19 protein-coding genes are annotated in these 17,556 nt (G+C 68.5%); 15 read left to right on the top strand and 4 right to left on the bottom strand.

Annotated features, from left to right (window positions below; genetic code table 11):
- Positions 1-5: 5 nt before the first annotated feature.
- Positions 6-2,096, bottom strand: a complete 2,091-nt coding sequence (locus AOZ06_RS45105) for a HelD family protein (RefSeq protein ID WP_054294982.1) — start codon at positions 2,094-2,096, stop codon at positions 6-8.
- 154 nt (positions 2,097-2,250) lie between these two features.
- Here AOZ06_RS45105 and AOZ06_RS45100 point away from each other — a divergent pair, with 154 nt between their 5' ends.
- The 4 genes from AOZ06_RS45100 to merB are packed head-to-tail and all read left to right on the top strand — an operon-like array spanning position 2,251 to position 4,764.
- Positions 2,251-2,973: an SDR family NAD(P)-dependent oxidoreductase gene (locus tag AOZ06_RS45100; protein ID WP_054294981.1), complete on the top strand. Its 723-nt coding sequence runs from the start codon at positions 2,251-2,253 to the stop codon at positions 2,971-2,973.
- A 12-nt stretch (positions 2,974-2,985) separates the two neighbouring features.
- Positions 2,986-3,528: a 16S rRNA (guanine(966)-N(2))-methyltransferase RsmD gene (gene rsmD, locus AOZ06_RS45095; RefSeq protein WP_054294980.1), complete on the top strand. Its 543-nt coding sequence runs from the start codon at positions 2,986-2,988 to the stop codon at positions 3,526-3,528.
- Between the two features lie 51 nt (positions 3,529-3,579).
- Entirely contained in the window at positions 3,580-4,062 is a 483-nt protein-coding gene (gene coaD / locus AOZ06_RS45090; protein WP_054294979.1) for a pantetheine-phosphate adenylyltransferase, read from the top strand.
- A 51-nt stretch (positions 4,063-4,113) separates the two neighbouring features.
- Positions 4,114-4,764: an organomercurial lyase gene (merB, locus tag AOZ06_RS45085; RefSeq protein WP_054294978.1), complete on the top strand. Its 651-nt coding sequence runs from the start codon at positions 4,114-4,116 to the stop codon at positions 4,762-4,764.
- A gap of 78 nt (positions 4,765-4,842) precedes the next feature.
- Here merB and AOZ06_RS45080 read toward each other — a convergent pair whose 3' ends face one another.
- Positions 4,843-5,283: a GNAT family N-acetyltransferase gene (locus AOZ06_RS45080; protein ID WP_218922264.1), complete on the bottom strand. Its 441-nt coding sequence runs from the start codon at positions 5,281-5,283 to the stop codon at positions 4,843-4,845.
- Positions 5,284-5,338: 55 nt separating this feature from the next.
- Between AOZ06_RS45080 and AOZ06_RS45075 the strand changes: the two genes are divergently transcribed.
- The 7 genes from AOZ06_RS45075 (at position 5,339) to AOZ06_RS45045 (ending at position 10,166) form a co-directional block, all read left to right on the top strand.
- On the top strand, positions 5,339-5,746 hold the full coding sequence (locus AOZ06_RS45075) for a guanyl-specific ribonuclease (RefSeq protein ID WP_054294976.1): 408 nt from the start codon (positions 5,339-5,341) through the stop codon (positions 5,744-5,746).
- Positions 5,747-5,837: 91 nt separating this feature from the next.
- The gene (locus AOZ06_RS45070; RefSeq protein ID WP_083472358.1) at positions 5,838-6,605 is read left to right on the top strand and encodes an ATP synthase F0 subunit B; all 768 of its coding nucleotides are present in this window, start codon (positions 5,838-5,840) and stop codon (positions 6,603-6,605) included.
- Between the two features lie 85 nt (positions 6,606-6,690).
- Positions 6,691-7,281, top strand: a complete 591-nt coding sequence (locus AOZ06_RS45065) for a YceD family protein (protein ID WP_054294975.1) — start codon at positions 6,691-6,693, stop codon at positions 7,279-7,281.
- Positions 7,282-7,283: 2 nt separating this feature from the next.
- On the top strand, positions 7,284-7,466 hold the full coding sequence (gene rpmF, locus AOZ06_RS45060; protein WP_054294974.1) for a 50S ribosomal protein L32: 183 nt from the start codon (positions 7,284-7,286) through the stop codon (positions 7,464-7,466).
- Between the two features lie 26 nt (positions 7,467-7,492).
- Positions 7,493-8,248: a ribonuclease III gene (rnc, locus tag AOZ06_RS45055; RefSeq protein ID WP_054294973.1), complete on the top strand. Its 756-nt coding sequence runs from the start codon at positions 7,493-7,495 to the stop codon at positions 8,246-8,248.
- Positions 8,241-9,098, top strand: a complete 858-nt coding sequence (gene mutM, locus AOZ06_RS45050; protein WP_054294972.1) for a bifunctional DNA-formamidopyrimidine glycosylase/DNA-(apurinic or apyrimidinic site) lyase — start codon at positions 8,241-8,243, stop codon at positions 9,096-9,098. The genes rnc and mutM overlap by 8 nt, the downstream gene beginning before the upstream one ends.
- Before the next feature lie 132 nt (positions 9,099-9,230).
- Positions 9,231-10,166: a hypothetical protein gene (locus tag AOZ06_RS45045; RefSeq protein ID WP_054294971.1), complete on the top strand. Its 936-nt coding sequence runs from the start codon at positions 9,231-9,233 to the stop codon at positions 10,164-10,166.
- Positions 10,167-10,326: 160 nt separating this feature from the next.
- Here the strand turns inward: AOZ06_RS45045 and AOZ06_RS45040 are convergent, their stop codons facing one another.
- Together AOZ06_RS45040 and asnB are read right to left on the bottom strand one after the other, a co-directional pair.
- A complete protein-coding gene (locus AOZ06_RS45040) occupies positions 10,327-10,752 on the bottom strand; it encodes a MarR family winged helix-turn-helix transcriptional regulator (protein ID WP_054294970.1) in 426 nt (141 codons plus the stop codon).
- Between the two features lie 19 nt (positions 10,753-10,771).
- A complete protein-coding gene (gene asnB, locus AOZ06_RS45035) occupies positions 10,772-12,550 on the bottom strand; it encodes an asparagine synthase (glutamine-hydrolyzing) (RefSeq protein WP_054294969.1) in 1,779 nt (592 codons plus the stop codon).
- Between the two features lie 575 nt (positions 12,551-13,125).
- On the opposite strand from asnB, the gene kdpF reads away from it, so the two are divergent.
- Genes kdpF through AOZ06_RS45015 form a run of 4 tightly spaced genes read left to right on the top strand, consistent with a single transcriptional unit; the run spans position 13,126 to position 17,552 of the window.
- Positions 13,126-13,227, top strand: coding sequence for a K(+)-transporting ATPase subunit F (gene kdpF, locus AOZ06_RS45030; protein ID WP_054294968.1), 102 nt, complete (start codon positions 13,126-13,128; stop codon positions 13,225-13,227).
- Entirely contained in the window at positions 13,227-14,885 is a 1,659-nt protein-coding gene (kdpA, locus tag AOZ06_RS45025) for a potassium-transporting ATPase subunit KdpA (protein ID WP_054294967.1), read from the top strand. The genes kdpF and kdpA overlap by 1 nt, the downstream gene beginning before the upstream one ends.
- Entirely contained in the window at positions 14,882-16,951 is a 2,070-nt protein-coding gene (gene kdpB / locus AOZ06_RS45020) for a potassium-transporting ATPase subunit KdpB (RefSeq protein WP_054294966.1), read from the top strand. Before kdpA ends, kdpB begins: the two co-directional genes overlap by 4 nt.
- Positions 16,952-16,958: 7 nt before the next feature.
- The gene (locus tag AOZ06_RS45015; RefSeq protein ID WP_054294965.1) at positions 16,959-17,552 is read left to right on the top strand and encodes a potassium-transporting ATPase subunit C; all 594 of its coding nucleotides are present in this window, start codon (positions 16,959-16,961) and stop codon (positions 17,550-17,552) included.
- Positions 17,553-17,556 lie beyond the last annotated feature (4 nt).

Here is a 17,556-nt window from a genome sequence, read left to right as displayed (position 1 = left end):
GGCGCTCAGCCCGGCCACTTCTCGTCGGTGGTCAGCACGGTCAGGCGCTGGGTGGCGCGGGTCAGCGCGACGTAGAGGGTGCGTGGGCCGGTCAGCGACTCGGTGACCATCTCGGTCGGCTCGACCAGGGCCACCGCGTCGTACTCGAGGCCCTTCGCCTCGATCGCGTCGACGACCTTCAGCCGGTCGTCGTCCACTTCGGACATCCACGACCGGACGGTGTCGACGCTGGTCATCGAGGCGATCACGCCGACCGTTCCGTCCACCTGGTCCAGCAGCTCCCGTACCGCGCCGCGGACCGCCGCGGGCAGCGCCGCCGCCGTGACCACTTCCACCGACGGTTCCACGCCGGTGTCGCGGACCGCGCGGGGCAGTTCGTCGTCCGACGCCACGTCCCGCACCACGCGGGCCGCCAGGTTGAAGATCTCCGCCGAGTTGCGGTAGTTCGTCCGCAGCGTGAAACGGCGGCGCGTGGTTCGCTTGCCCAGCGCGGTATCCCGCGCGCCCTGGGCCTCCGCCACGTCCGGCCACGTGCTCTGCACCGGGTCGCCGACCAGCGTCCAGCTGGCGTACTGGCCGCGCCGCGCGATCATCCGCCACTGCATCGGCGAGAGGTCCTGCGACTCGTCGACCACGATGTGCGAGTAGTCCTCGTAGTTCTCCGGGCGGCGGCGGCCGGACGGGTCCGGCAGCTCGTCCAGCATCGCGCGCCGGGTGCGGCGCTTGGGCGGCGGTCCGATCAGCGTCCGCAGTTCGTCGAGCAGGGCGACGTCCGCGACGGACCAGTCGGCCAGGCGCCAGGAGGCAGCGAGCTGGTCGATCTCGCGCTTGGACAACATGGAGCCTGCCGCCCGCGCCAACCGGGCGCGGTCACCGAGGGAGCGCAGGACGTCGGTCGGCGTCAGGATCGGCCAGAACACCACCACGAACCGGTGGAAGTCGATCCGCTCACCGAGGTCGATCAGCAGGTCCTTCTTCTTGACGTGGTAGCCCTCGTACGACTCCGCCTTGTGCCACAACGCTTCCAGCAACGCCTCGGCCGCGTCCACACGTGAGCGGTTGGGCAGCCTGCCGAGGCCGTGCACCTGGCGGCGGACCTTCGCCAGCTCCTGCTCGTTGAGCTTGAGCACTTCACCCTGGTAGGTGATGCGCAGTTCCGTCGGCGCGTCCGGCGGGGTGTTGCGCAACGCTTTCTTCAGCACGCGCCGCATCCGCAGCGAGCCCTTGATCGCCGCGACCGGCGCCGGGTCCACCCTGGTCGCCTCGATCCCGTCGAGCAGGTTGCCCAGCGACCGCAGTTCGACGCTGTCCTCACCCATCGACGGCAGCACACGCGAGATGTACGACGTGAATGCGGTCGACGGCCCGAGCACGAGAACACCCGCGCTGCCCATGCGTTTGCGGTCGCGGTAGAGCAGGTACGCCACGCGGTGCAGCGCCACGGCAGTCTTGCCCGTGCCCGGCCCGCCGGTGATCTCCGTGACGCCACGCCACGGCGCGCGGATCGCCTCGTCCTGCTCCTTCTGGATGGTCGCGACGATGTCGCGCATGGCGTCACCGCGGGCACGGTTGAGCGTGGCCATCAACGCGCCCTCGCCGACCACCTGCATGCTGTCCGGCTGCGCGTCCGGCATCAGCAGGTCGTCGTCGATCTCGACCACCTGCTGGCCGGTCGAGCGGATCACCCTGCGGCGCACCACACCCATCGGCTGCTCGGCCGTCGCCTGGTAGAACGCGGCCGCCGCGGGCGCTCGCCAGTCGGTCACGAGGTTCTCGAACTCCGCGTCGCGGATACCGAGCCTGCCGACGTACAGCGTCTCCCCGGTGCTGTCGTCGAGACGACCGAACACCAGGCCCTCGTGCTCCGCGTCGAGCATCTGGAGGATCCGGTTGGCGTGCCGGACCATCACGTCGCGCTCGTAGAGCATGGACGCCTGCTCGAACACGGCCTCGGTGCCGGCACCGTGTGCGAGCCGGTCACCGCGATCACGCATCTGTTCGGCCTCGACACGCATGTCGGCAAGCCGCGCGTAGACAACGTCGACGTGCTTCTGCTCGACAGCGATCTCAGCCTGTCGGACTGCGGCCTGCGACACCCACGACCCCCGGGTTCTTGATTTGGGACGGAAGAGCCACATTACGCTCTCTCAGCGGTTGACAAACCACTTGTCCGTTGGATGTTGGTCCAGATCACGTTCCACGTACGTGAAAGCTTGACCAACTCCACGGCCATCCCAAGATTATGCCCCTATGACATTGACTGCTCTCGTCACAGGTGGCGGAACCGGAATCGGCCGCGCGATCGCATCCCGGCTGGTCAGCGACGGGTTCGACGTGGTGATCACCGGACGCAGGCCGGACGTGCTCGCCGCGACCGCCGCGGCGGTCGGCGCCGGGCACGTGGCGTTCGACGCGGCCGACCCCGGCGCCGTCCGAGCCGCGCTCGGCCACCTGCCCGCAACCGTCGACGTACTCGTGAACAACGCCGGGGCCAACATGGCCCGCCAGGGCCTCGCCGCGCCCGCGGGCGACCTCGCGGCGCTGAAGAAGCTGTGGCTGGCCGACTACGAGTCCAACGTGATCCCGACCGTCCTGGTCACCGAGGCGCTGCTGCCCCGGCTGGCCGGCAACGGACGGGTCATCAGCATCAGCTCGATCGCGGGCGTGCGCGGCAGCGGCTCGTACGGGCCGGCCAAGGCCGCGATCCTGCCGTGGAACGTGGAACTGGCCGGGAAACTCGCGGGCCGCGGCACGGCGAACGTGGTGGCGCCGGGAATGACCGCGGAAACGGAGTTCTTCAACAACACGCTGACCGAGGAACGCCGGGAGTTCCTGATCAAGGAGATCCCGTCCGGTCGTCCCGGCACACCCGCCGACGTCGCCGCGGCCGTGTCCTACCTGGCCTCACCCGGCGCCGCCCACGTCACCGGGCAGGTGCTGCACGTCAACGGAGGCGGCCACAACGGCCGGTGAGATCATGACAAGGTGACTCGGATAGTGGCAGGTACGGTCGGCGGCCGCCGGTTGGCCGTACCACCCCGGGGGACGCGCCCGACATCCGATCGGGTGCGTGAGGCGCTGTTCAGCGCCATCGACGCCTTGCTCGACCTGTCCACCGCCCGGGTGCTGGACCTCTACGCCGGGTCGGGCGCGCTCGGTCTCGAAGCCCTCTCCCGAGGCGCCGCCTCGGTCACGTTCGTCGAAGCCGACCGCACGGCGGTGTCCGTGCTCAAGGCGAACATCACCACGGTCGGTCTGCGCGGCACTTCGGTCGTGCACGGCAAAGTGGCGGGTTTCCTCGCCGGTGAACCGACGCCATACGACGTCGTGCTGGCGGATCCGCCCTACGCCGCGGATGTCGCGGCCGACGTGACGGCGTTGTCCGGCTGGACGGTCCCAGGTGCGTTGGTCGTGCTCGAACAGTCAGCGCGAGCGGCGGATCCGGTGTGGCCCGCGCCGCTGGAGCCGATGCGGAAGAAGAAGTACGGCGACACCGTGCTGCACTGGGCTGAACACCCGGTGGAGTGACCGGCAACACGGAAGCAGTGGTCCACCCCCTCCGGCTGCTAACTTCGGGCCATGCGGAGGGCGGTCTACCCAGGTTCGTACGACCCGGTCACCAACGGGCATCTGGACATCATCGAGCGAGCCGCGAACGTCTTCGACGAGGTCGTGATCGCAGTGCTGATCAACAAGTCGAAGACCACGCTGTTCACCGTCGAGGAACGCACCGAGATGCTCCGCGACGTGACCAGCCACCTGGCCAACGTGCGCGTCGACTCCTGGTACGGCCTGCTGGTGGAGTACTGCAAGCAGCACGACATCAAGGTGATCGTCAAAGGCCTGCGCGCGGTCAGCGACTTCGACTACGAACTGCAGATGGCGCAGATGAACCAGCAGCTGTCGGGCGTCGACACGCTGTTCATGCCGACCAGCCCGACGTACAGCTTCCTGTCCAGTTCGCTGGTCAAGGAAGTGGCGAAGTACGGCGGGGACGTCTCGCACCTGCTGCCGCCCCAGATCAACGACCAGCTGCTCAAGCGCCTGGCCGAACGCGCCTGACGCGCACCAGCGTCCAAGACTTCCCCGGCGGCGGCGCGGCACACTGCCGCGATGAGCGACTTGGTCAGGGTGGCCGTCTACACCCACTTCGCCCGTACCGGCCACGCACCGGCAGCCGCGGAGTTGTCGGCTGACACGGGACTCGAGCCTGCCGACGTCCGGCTGGCGTTGGCGGCGCTGCACGAGAGCCGCGATCTGGTCGTCGAGCGGGACGAGATCGTGATGGCGCACCCGTTCTCGTCGATCCCGCTCGGCTTTTCCGTGATGGGCGCGAAAACCCTGTGGTGGGGCGGATGCGCGTGGGACTCGTTCGCCATCCCGCACCTGCTCGACGCCGAGCCCGACGTACTGGTCGCGACACGCTGCCCCGCCTGCGACACACCGCACGCGTGGGTTGTCGGCAGGCAAGCACCGCCTGCCGGCGATCAGGTTGCCCATTTCCTGACTCCTGCCGCGCGTGTCTGGGACGACGTCGTGCACGCGTGCGCCAACCAACGGTTGTTCTGCTCGAACCGTTGCGTGGACACGTGGCTCGACGGCAGGCAACCCGGGTACGTGATGGACCTGGCCACGTTGTGGCGGTTGGCCCGGGGTTGGTACGCGGGTCGCATGGAGCCCGGGTACGTTCGCCGCGAACCGGCCACGGCCGCGGCGTACTTCCACGAGGTCGGGTTGCGCGGGCCGTTCTGGGGTTCGCGTTGAGACGGTTCCCGGGTCGTGCTCGTCAGGTTCGCTTGGGCCGCTTGCGGAATCGTGTCCGACGCGGCCCGCGCCGGACGCTCAGAGCTTGAGCTTCATGCCGATGTGACTGGCCTCGAACCCGAGCCGCTCGTAGAACCGCTGCGCGTCGCCCCTGCTGGCGTCGGTCGTCAGCTGGACCAGGCCGCAGCCGCGCTCCCTGGCTTCGGCGATCGCCCACTCGAACAGGTGCTGGCCGAAGCCGGAGCCGCGGTGGTCGGCGTGCACGCGGACCGCTTCGACCGTCGCCCGTGTCATGCCGAGACGGGACAGGCCGGGGGTGAACGTCAGTTGCAGCGTTCCCGCGACCTTGCCGTCGACCTCGAGGACCGCGAGGTACTGGTTCGGGTCGGCGTCGATCTGCGCGAAGGCCGCCAGGTACCGCGGGTCACCCGGGCTTTCGCGGTTCGCGCCGAGCTGGTCGTCGGCGATCATGTCGACGATCGCCGGGACATCCGCTGCTTCAGCTCGCCTGATCTGCATGGGCACGCCGTCCATCATTCATTCGTGTGTCACGCGAATGGGTTACGTTCGGTGAATGACCAACATCACACTACGCGCAGTGAAGATCCTGTTCGCTCTGGTGATCGGTCTCGTCGGGGTGGCGGCACCCGCGGGTGCGGGCCAAGTGGCCGTCCAGGCCGCGTGCGGCGACACGTCCGGGTTCACCGAGGTCAACCTCTCCGCCCTGCCCAGCCAGGCCACGGACACCGTCCGGCTGATCCAGAAGGGTGGTCCGTACCCGTTCAAGCAGGACGGCACGGTCTTCCAGAACCGCGAGAAGATCCTGCCGCTGTGCTCGACCGGGTACTACCACGAGTACACCGTCAAGACGCCCGGTAGCTCCACGCGCGGCGCACGCCGGATCGTCACCGGCAACGCGGGCGAGTACTTCTACACCGCCGACCACTACGCCAGCTTCAAACTCGTCGACATCCGCGCCTGACACGCCCCTCGGAAGTCCACCCCAGTCCGCTCGGTTACGGGCAGACTGGGGTTGGCGACAACTGCTCACGGGCTCGAGGGAGACAGACAGCGTGTACCGGGTGTTCGAGGCTCTCGACGAGCTCGTCACGATCATCGAGGAGGCCAGGGGCGTCCCGATGACCTCCAACTGCATCGTGCCGCGGGGGGACAGCCTCGAGCTGCTCGACGAGATCCGGGACGCCATTCCCGGCGAGCTCGACGACGCGCAGGACGTGCTCGACAAGCGCGACGAGATCGTCGGCAAGGCCGAGCACGAGGCCGCGACCAAGGTCAGCAAGGCCACCTCCGACGCGGAGAACACGCTGGCCAACGCGCAGGCCGAGGCCGAGCGGATCCTCGCGGACGCCCGCGCCCGCGCCGAGCGCATGGTCGCCGAGGCCGAGCAGCAGGCCGACCGCGAGGTCGAGAAGGGCCACGCCGAGTACGAGGAGCTCGTCGGCCGGTCGCACGCCGAGGCCGAGCGGATGCTCCAGGCCGGTCGCGAGTCCTATGAGCACGCAGTCCAGGACGGCCAGATCGAGCAGGCGCGCCTGGTCTCGCAGACCGAGGTCGTCGCGGCCGCGCACATGGAGTCCAACCGGATCCTCGAAGCGACCGCGGCCGAGTCCGACCGGCAGCGCTCCGAATGCGACGCCTATGTGGACGGAAAGCTCGCCGAGTTCGAGGACCTGCTCGCGCACACGCTGCGGACTGTCGGCAAGGGCCGCACGCACCTGCGTGCCACCCAGGCAACTGGCGTGCACACGCCGAACCCGCATGTCCAGGCGATGATGCCGCAGCACAGCGGTGGCGTGCCGTACGACTACGACGGTCAATGAACGCCCTGATTTCGCGCCCGGTCCGCCAATCGCGTACGCTTGTCGGGTTGACCTTTCCCGACCAACTACCCTCTTGAGTTCTGACATGTCCGAAAACCGGCAGGCCACCACCCGGAACGCCGCCGCCAGCCCGTGGGTGATAGACACCCGTGAGCTCGGCCGCCGCCCGGGCAGCAGTCGTGCCGTGCACCGGGAAGTGGCTCTCGAGTCACCGCTCGGCGTCGAGGACGTCATCGCCGCCCCGCGCGGCGCGGTCGTCGACATGGACGTGCTGCTCGAGTCGGTGGTCGAGGGAGTGCTTGTCTCCGGCACCGCGTCCGCGCCCGTCGACGGCGAGTGCGCACGCTGTCTCGACCCGCTGTCCAGCAAGGTCGAGGTGGAGCTGACGGAGCTGTTCGCGTACCCGCACAGCGCCACCGAGGAGACCACGGACGAGGACGAGGTCCCGCGCCTCGTCGACGACCGGATCGACCTGGAGCCCGTGGTCCGCGACGCCGTCGTGCTCGCGCTGCCGCTGGTCCCGTTGTGCAAGCCCGACTGCGCGGGGCTCTGCCCCGGTTGCGGAGTGAAGTGGGCCGATCTCGGCCCCGACCACGGGCATGAGAAAATCGATCCCCGCTGGGCCGCGTTGCAAGACCGGCTCGGGGATTCCAGTGACCGACCTGAGGAGAAGTAGCCGTGGCCGTTCCCAAGCGGAAGATGTCGCGCTCGAACACGCGCTCGCGCCGCGCACAGTGGAAGACCACTGCGATCCCGCTGGAGCCGTGCAGCAACCGCGCCTGCCGCCAGCCCAAGCCCCAGCACGTCGCCTGCCCGAACTGCGGCCAGTACAACGGCCGCCAGGTCACGCAGCCTGCTTGATCGAAAAGGCGGAGGCATACAGGGCAATGGGAGGTAGGGGCGGCCGGAACGGCGCGGGAGATCCCAGTTCGCTGAGGGACGCGCTCGGCGTCGAGTTGGGCTCCGACTTGTTGCAGCTCGCCCTGACCCATCGCTCGTACGCGTACGAGAACGGTGGCCTGCCACCCAACGAGCGGCTGGAGTTCCTCGGCGACTCGGTGCTGGGCATGGTGATCACCGATCACCTGTACCGCACGCACAGCGATTTGCCGGAGGGCCAGCTGGCTCGGTTGCGGGCGAGCGTGGTGAACATGCACGCCCTCGCGCGGGTGGCACGCGGTCTCGGCGCTGGTGGTCTCGGTGCACACCTGTTGCTCGGCCGCGGTGAGGAACTCACCGGTGGCCGGGACAAGGCGAGCATCCTCGCCGACACGCTCGAAGCGGTGATCGGCGCGGTGTACCTGCAGGAAGGCATCGACGTCGCGCGCAACGTCGTGCACAAGCTGTTCGACCAGCTGCTCGACGAGGCACCACGACGCGGCGCGGGTCTGGACTGGAAGACGAGCCTGCAGGAGCTGTGCGCGTCGGCCGGTCTCGGCGTGCCGGAGTACCGGGTCGAGGAAGAGGGGCCGGACCACCGCAAGGAGTTCAAGGCGACCGTGGTGGTCGCCGGGCAGAGCTACGGCAGCGGTGACGGCAGGACGAAGAAGGAAGCCGAGCAGAAGGCGGCGGAGGGCGCGTACCGCGAGCTCTCCGAGATCCATCTGCCACCGGAGAACGGCGCCGGCGACAACGGTGCCTGAGCTCCCCGAGGTCGAAGTCGTCCGCCGAGGTCTGGCGGACCACGCGGCGAGCCGGGTGATCACCAAGGCCGAGGTGATGCACCCGCGTGCGGTGCGCAGGCACCTGCCCGGAGCGCTCGACTTCGAAGCACGCTTGGCCGGGCAGCGCATCGACGCGGCCCGGCGACGCGGCAAGTACCTCTGGGTCGAGCTGTCCGGCGGCGACGCGATGATCGCGCACCTGGGGATGAGCGGCCAGATGCTCGTCCGCCCGGTCGGCGCACCGGACGAGAAGCACTTGCGGGTCAGGCTGCGGTTCGACGACGACGGCCCCGAGCTGCGGTTCGTCGACCAGCGCACCTTTGGCGGCCTCGCGCTGTCCGACATGGTCGAAGTGGACGGCGAACGACTGCCGGAACCCGTCGCGCACATCGCCCGTGACCCGATGGACCCGGCGTTCGACCAGGCCGCGGTGGTCAAGGCGATGCGCCGCAAGCACACCGACGTCAAACGAGCGCTGCTGGACCAGACGCTCGTGTCCGGGATCGGCAACATCTACGCCGACGAGGCGCTCTGGCGGGTGAAGCTGCACTGGGCCAGGCCCACCGACCGGCTCACCGCCCCGAAAGCCGCTGCGCTGCTGGGCGCGGCGACCGACGTGATGAACGAGGCGCTCGCGGCCGGCGGGACGTCGTTCGACGCCTTGTACGTCAACATCAACGGCCAGTCGGGCTACTTCGACCGTTCGCTGAACGTCTACGGCCAGGAAGGCAAGCCGTGCACCCGGTGCGGCAGGCCGATCAGGCGTGAGGCGTTCATGAACCGCTCGTCGTTCTCCTGCCCGCGCTGCCAGCCGCGCCCTGCTGCCTGACGTCGCACCGCGTGCCGCGTGGACACCCGTCTGGGCGATTAGGCGACGTCGTGGGCGCGTGTAGTGTTTCGTCCTGAAACTGGCCCGCTCCTGACCCCGGCGGCGATTCCCGGACACGTCAGGAGCCCGGCCATGGCTGCTTCCCCTTCTGCTGCGGAACCCATCCGTTTTACCGGAACCGGTGACGTCCGGGTCGGCCCGCTCGAAGACCGGATCGGGGAACTGCGCGCGCTGGACTACCGGTGCGGTGGTGGTTCGTGCCTCGACGACGTGCTCACGCTGATCCACCGCGTTTCCCGCGACACCGCGGCAACCGGGGACCGGGCCGGGGCCGCCGTCGCGGACCTGCACAGCCTCGCGGGGTGGGCGAGTTTCGACATCGGCCTGGTCAACCGGGCACACGTGCACTTCGCGCAGGCCCTGGTCATCGCGGGCGAAGGCCGCAACTCCTGCCAGGTGGCCGACATCCTCTACCGGATGGGACAAGTCCGCCTGCACCACGGGGATCCGGCAGGCGCTCTCGAGTTCTTCCAGATCGGCCAGGTCGCGGCCGGGCCTGAGTGCGCGCTGGAGTCGAGCATCCTGTTCATGAGCCAGGCGTGGGCGCACGCGGTCATGGGCTCGGAGTTGAACGCCCGCGCGATGATGGACCGCGGCGCGGAGCGGTTCGCCGAGTCCGGCACCGAACCGCCGAGCTGGGCAGGCTTCTTCACCGGCAACGACATGCTGGCCATGGTCGGCACTGTCCACACCGAACTCGCGCGCCGGGTCGATCCGCGGCACGTCCGCGTCGCCATACCCGCGCTGACCCAGGCGAGCGACGGATACGGCGACGACATGGCGCGAAGCCGGACGTTCAGCCTCATCATGCTGTCGATGAACCTGCTGGCCGACGGCGACGTCGACCACGGTGTCGCGATCGGCATGCGCGCACTGGCAGCCGCCGAGACCCTCTCGTCCTTGCGCGTCCGCGACCGCATGCACCCGCTCAAAGCCGACGCGGATCTGCACGGCACCCACCCCGGTGCCCGTGATCTCGCCGCCCGGATAGCCGCCCGCACTTCCTGATGGACAGCGATATGACGAACTGGTGGGTCGAGCCGGCGGCAGTCGATGACGGCCTGTCGCCCTGAGCCCCAGCCAGGATCCTACGAGGGGGCGGATCCTGGCTGGGGGCTGTTCCAGCACACGCGGTGCGGCATGGGCGAACTCGTGACAAGTCGTGGTGTCAGTCCCGCGGCGTGGCCAGCTTGGTGAGCAGTTCGGTGGTGCGGTGCAACTGCTCCTGGTCCGTGGCGCCGAGGTCGTTCATCCGCAGCGCCAGCTCCTTGGCTTCCCCGTGGGCGAGGGAGTACAGCACGTCCTGGCCTTCGTCGGTGACGACGACCTGGATCGCGCGGCCGTCCGCCGGGTCGGGGACCCGGCGGACGTAACCGGCGGACTCAAGCCCCGCGACCGCGACTGTCGCCGTCGGCTGCGAACACGGCACGCGCGGCGCCAGTTCGCCCACGCGCATCGGCCCGTGGTTGACCAGCTGCGCCAGCACGAGCGCCTGGGTCGGCTGCAGCGAGTTGTCCCGGACGGCGTGCCGAAGCGTGCGCAGCAGGCGGTGCAGCGCGATCACCAGGTCGAAGGCTTGCTGTTCAGTTGTCACGTTTCGCCCTTCATGGGCGTTAGAACACCATTTCCGGCTGGTAGATGTCCAGCCATGTCGCCAGGGTGAGTGTCCGCTCCAACGTGTGCCGCCCGCCGGTGGCGATGGCGTTGTGGTCGATCAGCGAGAACACCGGGTGGCCGGCCGGGATCGCCTTGGCCTGCTGTTCGATGTCCGCGAGGTACAGCGGGTCCTGTGTGGACGGGTACGGGCTCTTCACGCGTTTGACCACGGATTCGGGCAGCACGTCCTTGGCCGCGCCGCGCAGCAGGCTCTTCTCCCTGCCGTCGTAGGTCTTCATCGACCACGGCGTGTTGTAGACGTACTCGACGAGCCGGTGGTCGCAGAACGGCACGCGCACCTCCAGACCGACCGCCATGGACATGCGGTCCTTGCGGTCCAACAGGATCCGCACGAACCGGGTCAGGTGCAGGTACGACATCACGCGCATCCGGTGGGTGAAGTCGTCCTCGCCGTCCACCCTGTCCACTTCGGCCACGGCTGACGCGTAGGTGTCGCCCAGGTACGACCGCAGGTCCATCGCCTCGGCCAGGCCGGGGGCGATCAAGGGTTCGCTCATCATGTCGCGGGCGAGCATCAGCCACGGGAAGAAGTCCGTCCGCTGGACCTCCGGGTCGTGGAACTGCTTGTAGCCGCCGAAGATCTCGTCGGCCGACTCACCGGACAGCGCGACCGTCGACTTGCCGCGGATCGCCTTGAACAACAGGTACAGCGACCCGTCCATGTCACCGAGACCGTTGGGGATGTCCCGTGCGGTCACGACCTTGCGGCGCAGCTCCGGATCGGACAGCACGCCGTGGTCGAGCACGATGTCGGTGTGGTCGGTCTTCACGTGGTCGGCCACGTCGTGCACGTACGGCGTGTCCGGGGTGGCGCGCATCTCGTCGGGCTGGAAGTTCTCCGCCTGCCCGACGAAGTCGACGGCGAACGACCGGACCGGCTCGTCGAGCTGCTGCCCGGCCAGCGCGGTGATCGCGCTGGAGTCCAGGCCGCCGGAAAGCAGGACACAGCGGGGCACGTCCGCGATCAACTGCCTGCGCACGATGTCGTCGAGCAGTTCGCGTACGCGCAGCACGGAGTCCTCGACGGAATCGGTGTGCTGCTTGGCTTCCAGCCGCCAGTAGGTGCGGGTCCTGATGCCGCCGGCCGAGACGGTGACGATCGTGCCCGGCTCGACTTCCTGCATGCCCTGCCAGAAAGCGTTGCGGGGGCTCTTGACGAAGCCGAACAGCTCACGCAGCCCGTCGACGTCGACGACGCGCTTGGCCAGCGGGTTGGCGAAGATCGCCTTGGGCTCGGAGCCGAAGAGGACGCCGTCGGCGGTGGGGTAGAAGTAGAACGGCTTGATGCCCATCCGATCGCGGATCATCACGAGCTCTTTGGTGCGGCCGTCCCAGATCGCGAAGGCGTACATGCCGTTGAGCCGGTCGGCGACGGCCGGGCCCCACCGCAGGTAGCCGCGCAGCACGACCTCGGTGTCGCTGTCGGAGAAGAACTGCTCGTCGCTGAGCTCGTCACGCAGCTCGGTGAAGTTGTACGCCTCGCCGCTGTAGACCATCACCACGTCGCCGTCCGGCGTCGGGACGCGCATCGGCTGCGCCCCGCCGGGGAGGTCGATCACCGCGAGCCGCCGGTGACCCAGTGCCGCGTTCGTCTCCGACCACGTCCCCGCCGCGTCCGGGCCGCGACAGGACATGGTCTCCGTCATCGCTTCGAGGGTTTCCTGTTCCCGGGTGAGATTCCGGCGATACGAGACCCAACCGGTGATACCGCACATAAGTCACCTCGCAAGTACTGTCCGTATAGCTACATAGTTAGCTGATACAACTAATTCATGCAAGGATGACAAAGCGGTCACATAGCGTTAACGCGCGCTGGACCACTTCACGCCGCAGGTGACGGCCGGTTTCGCGGAGTGTCGGGCGGGAAATGTGTCCTACGCCTCCCTCGTTCGGGTGTATCGCGAAGTTGTTCATCGTGTGGGCGGCATTGGCGAATCGTCGGTCTGGGCCCACCCGGGCGGCGGTAGTAGCGGTCGGTGGCCGTGTTGACAGACGATTGCGCTGTGTCGTCGGCCACGTGCCGATCTGTCCCCCAAATGGCGTAGTCAGGGGACTGTCTGTGACCGCGGGCCTCAGGATCGCGTAAATGCGGTGTTCGGACGCATAAAGACCCCATCAGGTGCTCTCTGGATCCGGCCCGCCCGCATGCACGCTTCAGCCAGCCGGGTCACCACCGGGGTGATCCAGTCGCTTGAGATGGGAGCGCACACATGGCCGACTTGGCCTATGCGGTGCTGCTGATCGGCATCTTCGCCGTGCTGGCACTCGCTTTGCGTGGGCTGGAGCGGTTGTGAGCGGGACTGGTGACCTGGCCAACATCGTCGCCGGTGTGCTGGCTCTCGCCCTGCTCGTCTACCTGTTCGTCGCGCTGATCCGACCGGAGAAGTTCTGATGTCCCCGACGTGGGCCGGCCTGCTGCAAGTCGGGCTCCTCCTGCTCGCCCTCGCTGTCGTGTACAAGCCGCTGGGCGACTACATGGCCAGGGTGTTCACCGCCAAGAAGCACCTGCGGCTGGAGCGGGCCGTCTACAAGGTCGGCCGGGTCGACCCGGACTCGGAGCAGCACTGGAAGACGTACGCCTCCAGCGCGCTGGCGTTCTCGTTCGTCTCAGTGGTCCTGCTGTACCTCATCCAGCGGCTGCAACCGTTGCTGCCGTGGAACTTCGGCCGCGAGGTCAGTCCCGGTGTCGCGTTCAACACCGCGTTCAGCTTCGTGGCCAACACCAACTGGCAGTCGTACGCACCCGAGACGACGATGGGGCACGCGGTCCAGATGCTGGGCCTGACCGTGCAGAACTTCGTGTCGGCCGCGGTCGGGCTCGCGGTGGCGATCGCACTGGTGCGCGGCTTCATCCGCTCCAGGAGCGACCGGCTCGGCAACTTCTGGGTCGACCTGACCCGCGGCACCGTGCGGATCCTGCTGCCGATCGCGTTCCTGTTCGCGATCGTGCTGATCGCGCTCGGCGTCGTGCAGAGCCTCAGGTCCGGCGTGGCCGTCACGAACCCGGATGGCAGCACCAGCACGATCGCGCTGGCGCCCGCGGCCTCCCAGGAGACGATCAAGGAACTGGGCACCAACGGCGGCGGGATCTTCAACGCCAACTCGGCGCACCCGTTCGAGAACCCCAACTCGTGGACGAACCTGATCGAGATCTTCCTGATCATGGTCATCCCGGTCTGCCTGACCAGGACCTTCGGCATCCTCGTCGGCAACAAGCGGCAGGGCACCGTGCTGCTGTCGGTGATGGGCGTGCTGTGGACCGGCATGCTGGCCGTGATCTGGTCCTCCGAGGCGAACGCGAGCGGCCCGCTGGCGTTGCTGGCCGGCGGGGGTATGGAGGGCAAGGAAGTCCGGTTCGGCATCGGCGCGTCGTCGTTGTTCGCCAACGCCACCACGGCCACCTCCACCGGCGCCGTGAACGCGGCGCACGACAGCCTCAGCGGCCTCGGCGGCGGTGGCACGTTGCTCAACATGATGTTCGGTGAACTGTCGCCCGGCGGTGTCGGCACCGGTCTGTACAGCATCCTGGTGATGGCGATCATCGCGATGTTCCTGGCCGGGCTGATGGTCGGCCGCACACCCGAGTACCTGGGCAAGAAACTCGGCAAGCGCGAGGTCACGTGCGCGGCGATCGCGATACTGGCGATGCCGACCGTGCTCCTGCTGGGCACCGGCGCGGCCCTGCTGATGCCGGACACCGCGGGCGCGCTGAACAACCCCGGGGCGCATGGCTTTTCCGAGGTGCTGTACGCGTACACCTCGGCGAGCAACAACAACGGCAGTGCCTTCGGCGGGCTCACGGCGACCAACGACTGGTTCCAGTCGACGCTGGGCGCCTGCATGGCGTTCGGCCGGTTCATCCCGATCATCGCCGTGCTGTGCCTGGCGGGTTCCCTTGCGTCGCAACGCAAGGTGCCCGAGACCGCGGGCACGCTGCCGACCACCAGCCCGCTGTTCGCGACCATGCTCGTCGGCACGGTCGTGCTCGTCGCGGCGCTTACCTTCATCCCGGCGCTGGCGCTGGGCCCGATCGCAGAGGCATTGGCATGAGCACGACCATGACCCGCACCCCGGAGGAGGAGACCCGGCACCACGTGGAGAACACGGGCCGGGTGGGTGCCGGGGTCTTCAACCCCAGGCAGCTCGTCTCCAGCTTCCCGGACGCCTTGCGGAAACTCAGCCCGCGTCACCAGGCCCGCAACCCGGTCATGTTCGTGGTGTGGGTGGGTTCGGTGCTGGCCACGGTGTTCGCGATCGGCGACCCCAACGTGTTCGCCGTCGGCACCGCGCTGTGGCTGTGGTTCACGGTGTTGTTCGCCAACCTGGCCGAGGCGGTCGCCGAAGGCCGTGGCAAGGCGCAGGCCGAGTCGCTCCGCAAGACCAAAAAGGACACCGTCGCGCGCAGGCTGGTCGGCAAGGACGTCGAGGAACGCGTTCCTGGCGTCGAGTTGCGGATCGGCGACCTCGTCGTGGTCGAGGCCGGTGAGGTCGTCCCCGGTGACGGTGACGTCGTCGAGGGCATCGCCACGGTGGACGAGTCGGCGATCACGGGCGAGTCCGCGCCGGTCATCCGCGAGTCCGGCGGCGACCGGTCCGCGGTCACCGGCGGGACGACGGTGTTGTCCGACCGGATCGTCGTGAAGATCGCCACGAAACCAGGCGAGTCCTTCGTGGACCGGATGATCGCGCTCGTCGAGGGCGCGCAGCGGCAGAAGACGCCGAACGAGATCGCGCTGACGATCCTGTTGTCCACGTTGACGATCATCTTCCTGCTCGCGGTGGTCGCGCTGCAGCCGATGGCCGGGTTCGCCGGGTCGCTGCAGTCCGTGATCGTGCTGACAGCTCTGCTGGTGTGCCTGATCCCCACCACGATCGGCGCGCTGCTGTCGGCGATCGGCATCGCCGGGATGGACCGGCTGGTGCAGCGCAACGTCCTGGCGACGTCCGGCCGTGCGGTCGAGGCCGCCGGTGACGTGAGCACGTTGCTGCTGGACAAGACCGGCACGATCACCTTCGGCAACCGCAGGGCGACCGACCTGATCCCGGTCGGCGGTACCACGATGGCGGATCTGGCCAGGGCGGCGCGGCTGTCCAGCCTCGCCGACGGCACACCGGAAGGCCGCAGCATCGTCGAGCTGTGCACCGAGCAGCACGGCCTGCCCGCGTCACCGACCGAGCACGAGATGAGCGGCCAGTTCGTCGAGTTCTCGGCGCAGACCCGGATGTCCGGTGTGGACCTGGACGGCACGTCGGTCCGCAAGGGCGCCGCCAGCGCCGTCAAGGCCTGGACCGGGCAGGACGCCTCGGCTGAGGTCGACGAGATCGTTGACCGGATCAGCTCCGGGGGCGGCACGCCGCTCGTGGTGGCCGAAGGCAAGGCGATCCGCGGCGTGATCCGGCTGTCGGACGTGGTCAAGCCCGGCATGCGGGAGCGGTTCGACGAACTGCGCGCGATGGGCATCAGGACGGTCATGATCACGGGCGACAACCCGTTGACCGCCAAGGCGATCGCCGAGGACGCCGGGGTGGACGACTACCTCGCCGAGGCCAAGCCGGAAGACAAGATGGCCCTGATCAGAAAGGAGCAGGAGGGCGGACGGCTGGTCGCGATGACCGGCGACGGCACCAACGACGCCCCCGCGCTCGCGCAGGCCGACGTCGGCGTGGCGATGAACACCGGCACGATGGCCGCCAAAGAGGCGGGCAACATGGTCGACCTGGACTCCGACCCGACCAAGCTGATCGAGATCGTGGAGATCGGCAAGCAGTTGCTGATCACCCGCGGCGCGCTGACCACGTTCTCCATCGCCAACGACCTGGCCAAGTACTTCGCGATCCTGCCCGCCATGTTCGCGGGGATCCACCCGCAGCTGGGCAAGCTCAACATCATGTCGCTGCACTCGCCGTCCAGCGCGATCCTCTCGGCGGTGATCTTCAACGCGTTGGTCATCGTCGCGCTGATCCCGTTGGCACTGCGCGGTGTGCGCTACCGGCCGGCCAGCGCCCGGTCGCTGCTGCGGCGCAACCTGCTGGTCTACGGCCTCGGCGGGATCGTCACGCCGTTCGTCGGCATCTGGCTGATCGACCTGCTCGTCCGACTGATCCCGGGAATGTGACGGAACAATGCTGAAGCAGATATGGGCCGGGTTCCGGATCCTGATCGTCCTGACGGTCATCACCGGCGTCGTCTACCCGCTCGGGGTGTGGGTCGTGTCCCGCGTCCCCGGCCTGGAATCCAACGCCGAGGGCTCGATCGTGACGCAGAACGGTCAGAACGTGGGCTCGGATCTGATCGGCGTCGACCCGGTCGCGCAGGATCCGGACAACGACCCCTGGTTCCACACGCGACCCTCCGCGCTGGCCGAGGACCCGCTCGGCCCGGCCGACCCCTCGTCGTCGGGAGCGTCCAACAAGGGCGCCGCCAACGAGGACTACCTCAAGGTCGTGCAGGAGCGGAAGGACAAGATCGCCCAGCGCGAGGGCGTGGACCCGTCGACGGTCCCCGCCGACGCGGTCACGGCGTCCGGCTCCGGGCTCGACCCGCAGATCAGCCCGGCGTACGCGCAGCTGCAGGCGCCTCGCGTGGCACGCGTCACGGGCGTGCCTCTAGCGAAGATTCAGGCCCTGATCAGCGAGAACACCACACGGGGCATCGCTGAGCCCGGCGTGGATGTGCTCAAGCTCAACCTGGCCGTGCAGGCCACAAAGCGCGGTTGAGCAC

It is taken from the genome of Kibdelosporangium phytohabitans, assembly GCF_001302585.1.
GTDB lineage: Bacteria > Actinomycetota > Actinomycetes > Mycobacteriales > Pseudonocardiaceae > Kibdelosporangium > Kibdelosporangium phytohabitans.
The sequence above is the reverse complement of the archived record's forward strand: the minus strand, read 5'-3'. Positions and strand labels throughout refer to the sequence as shown.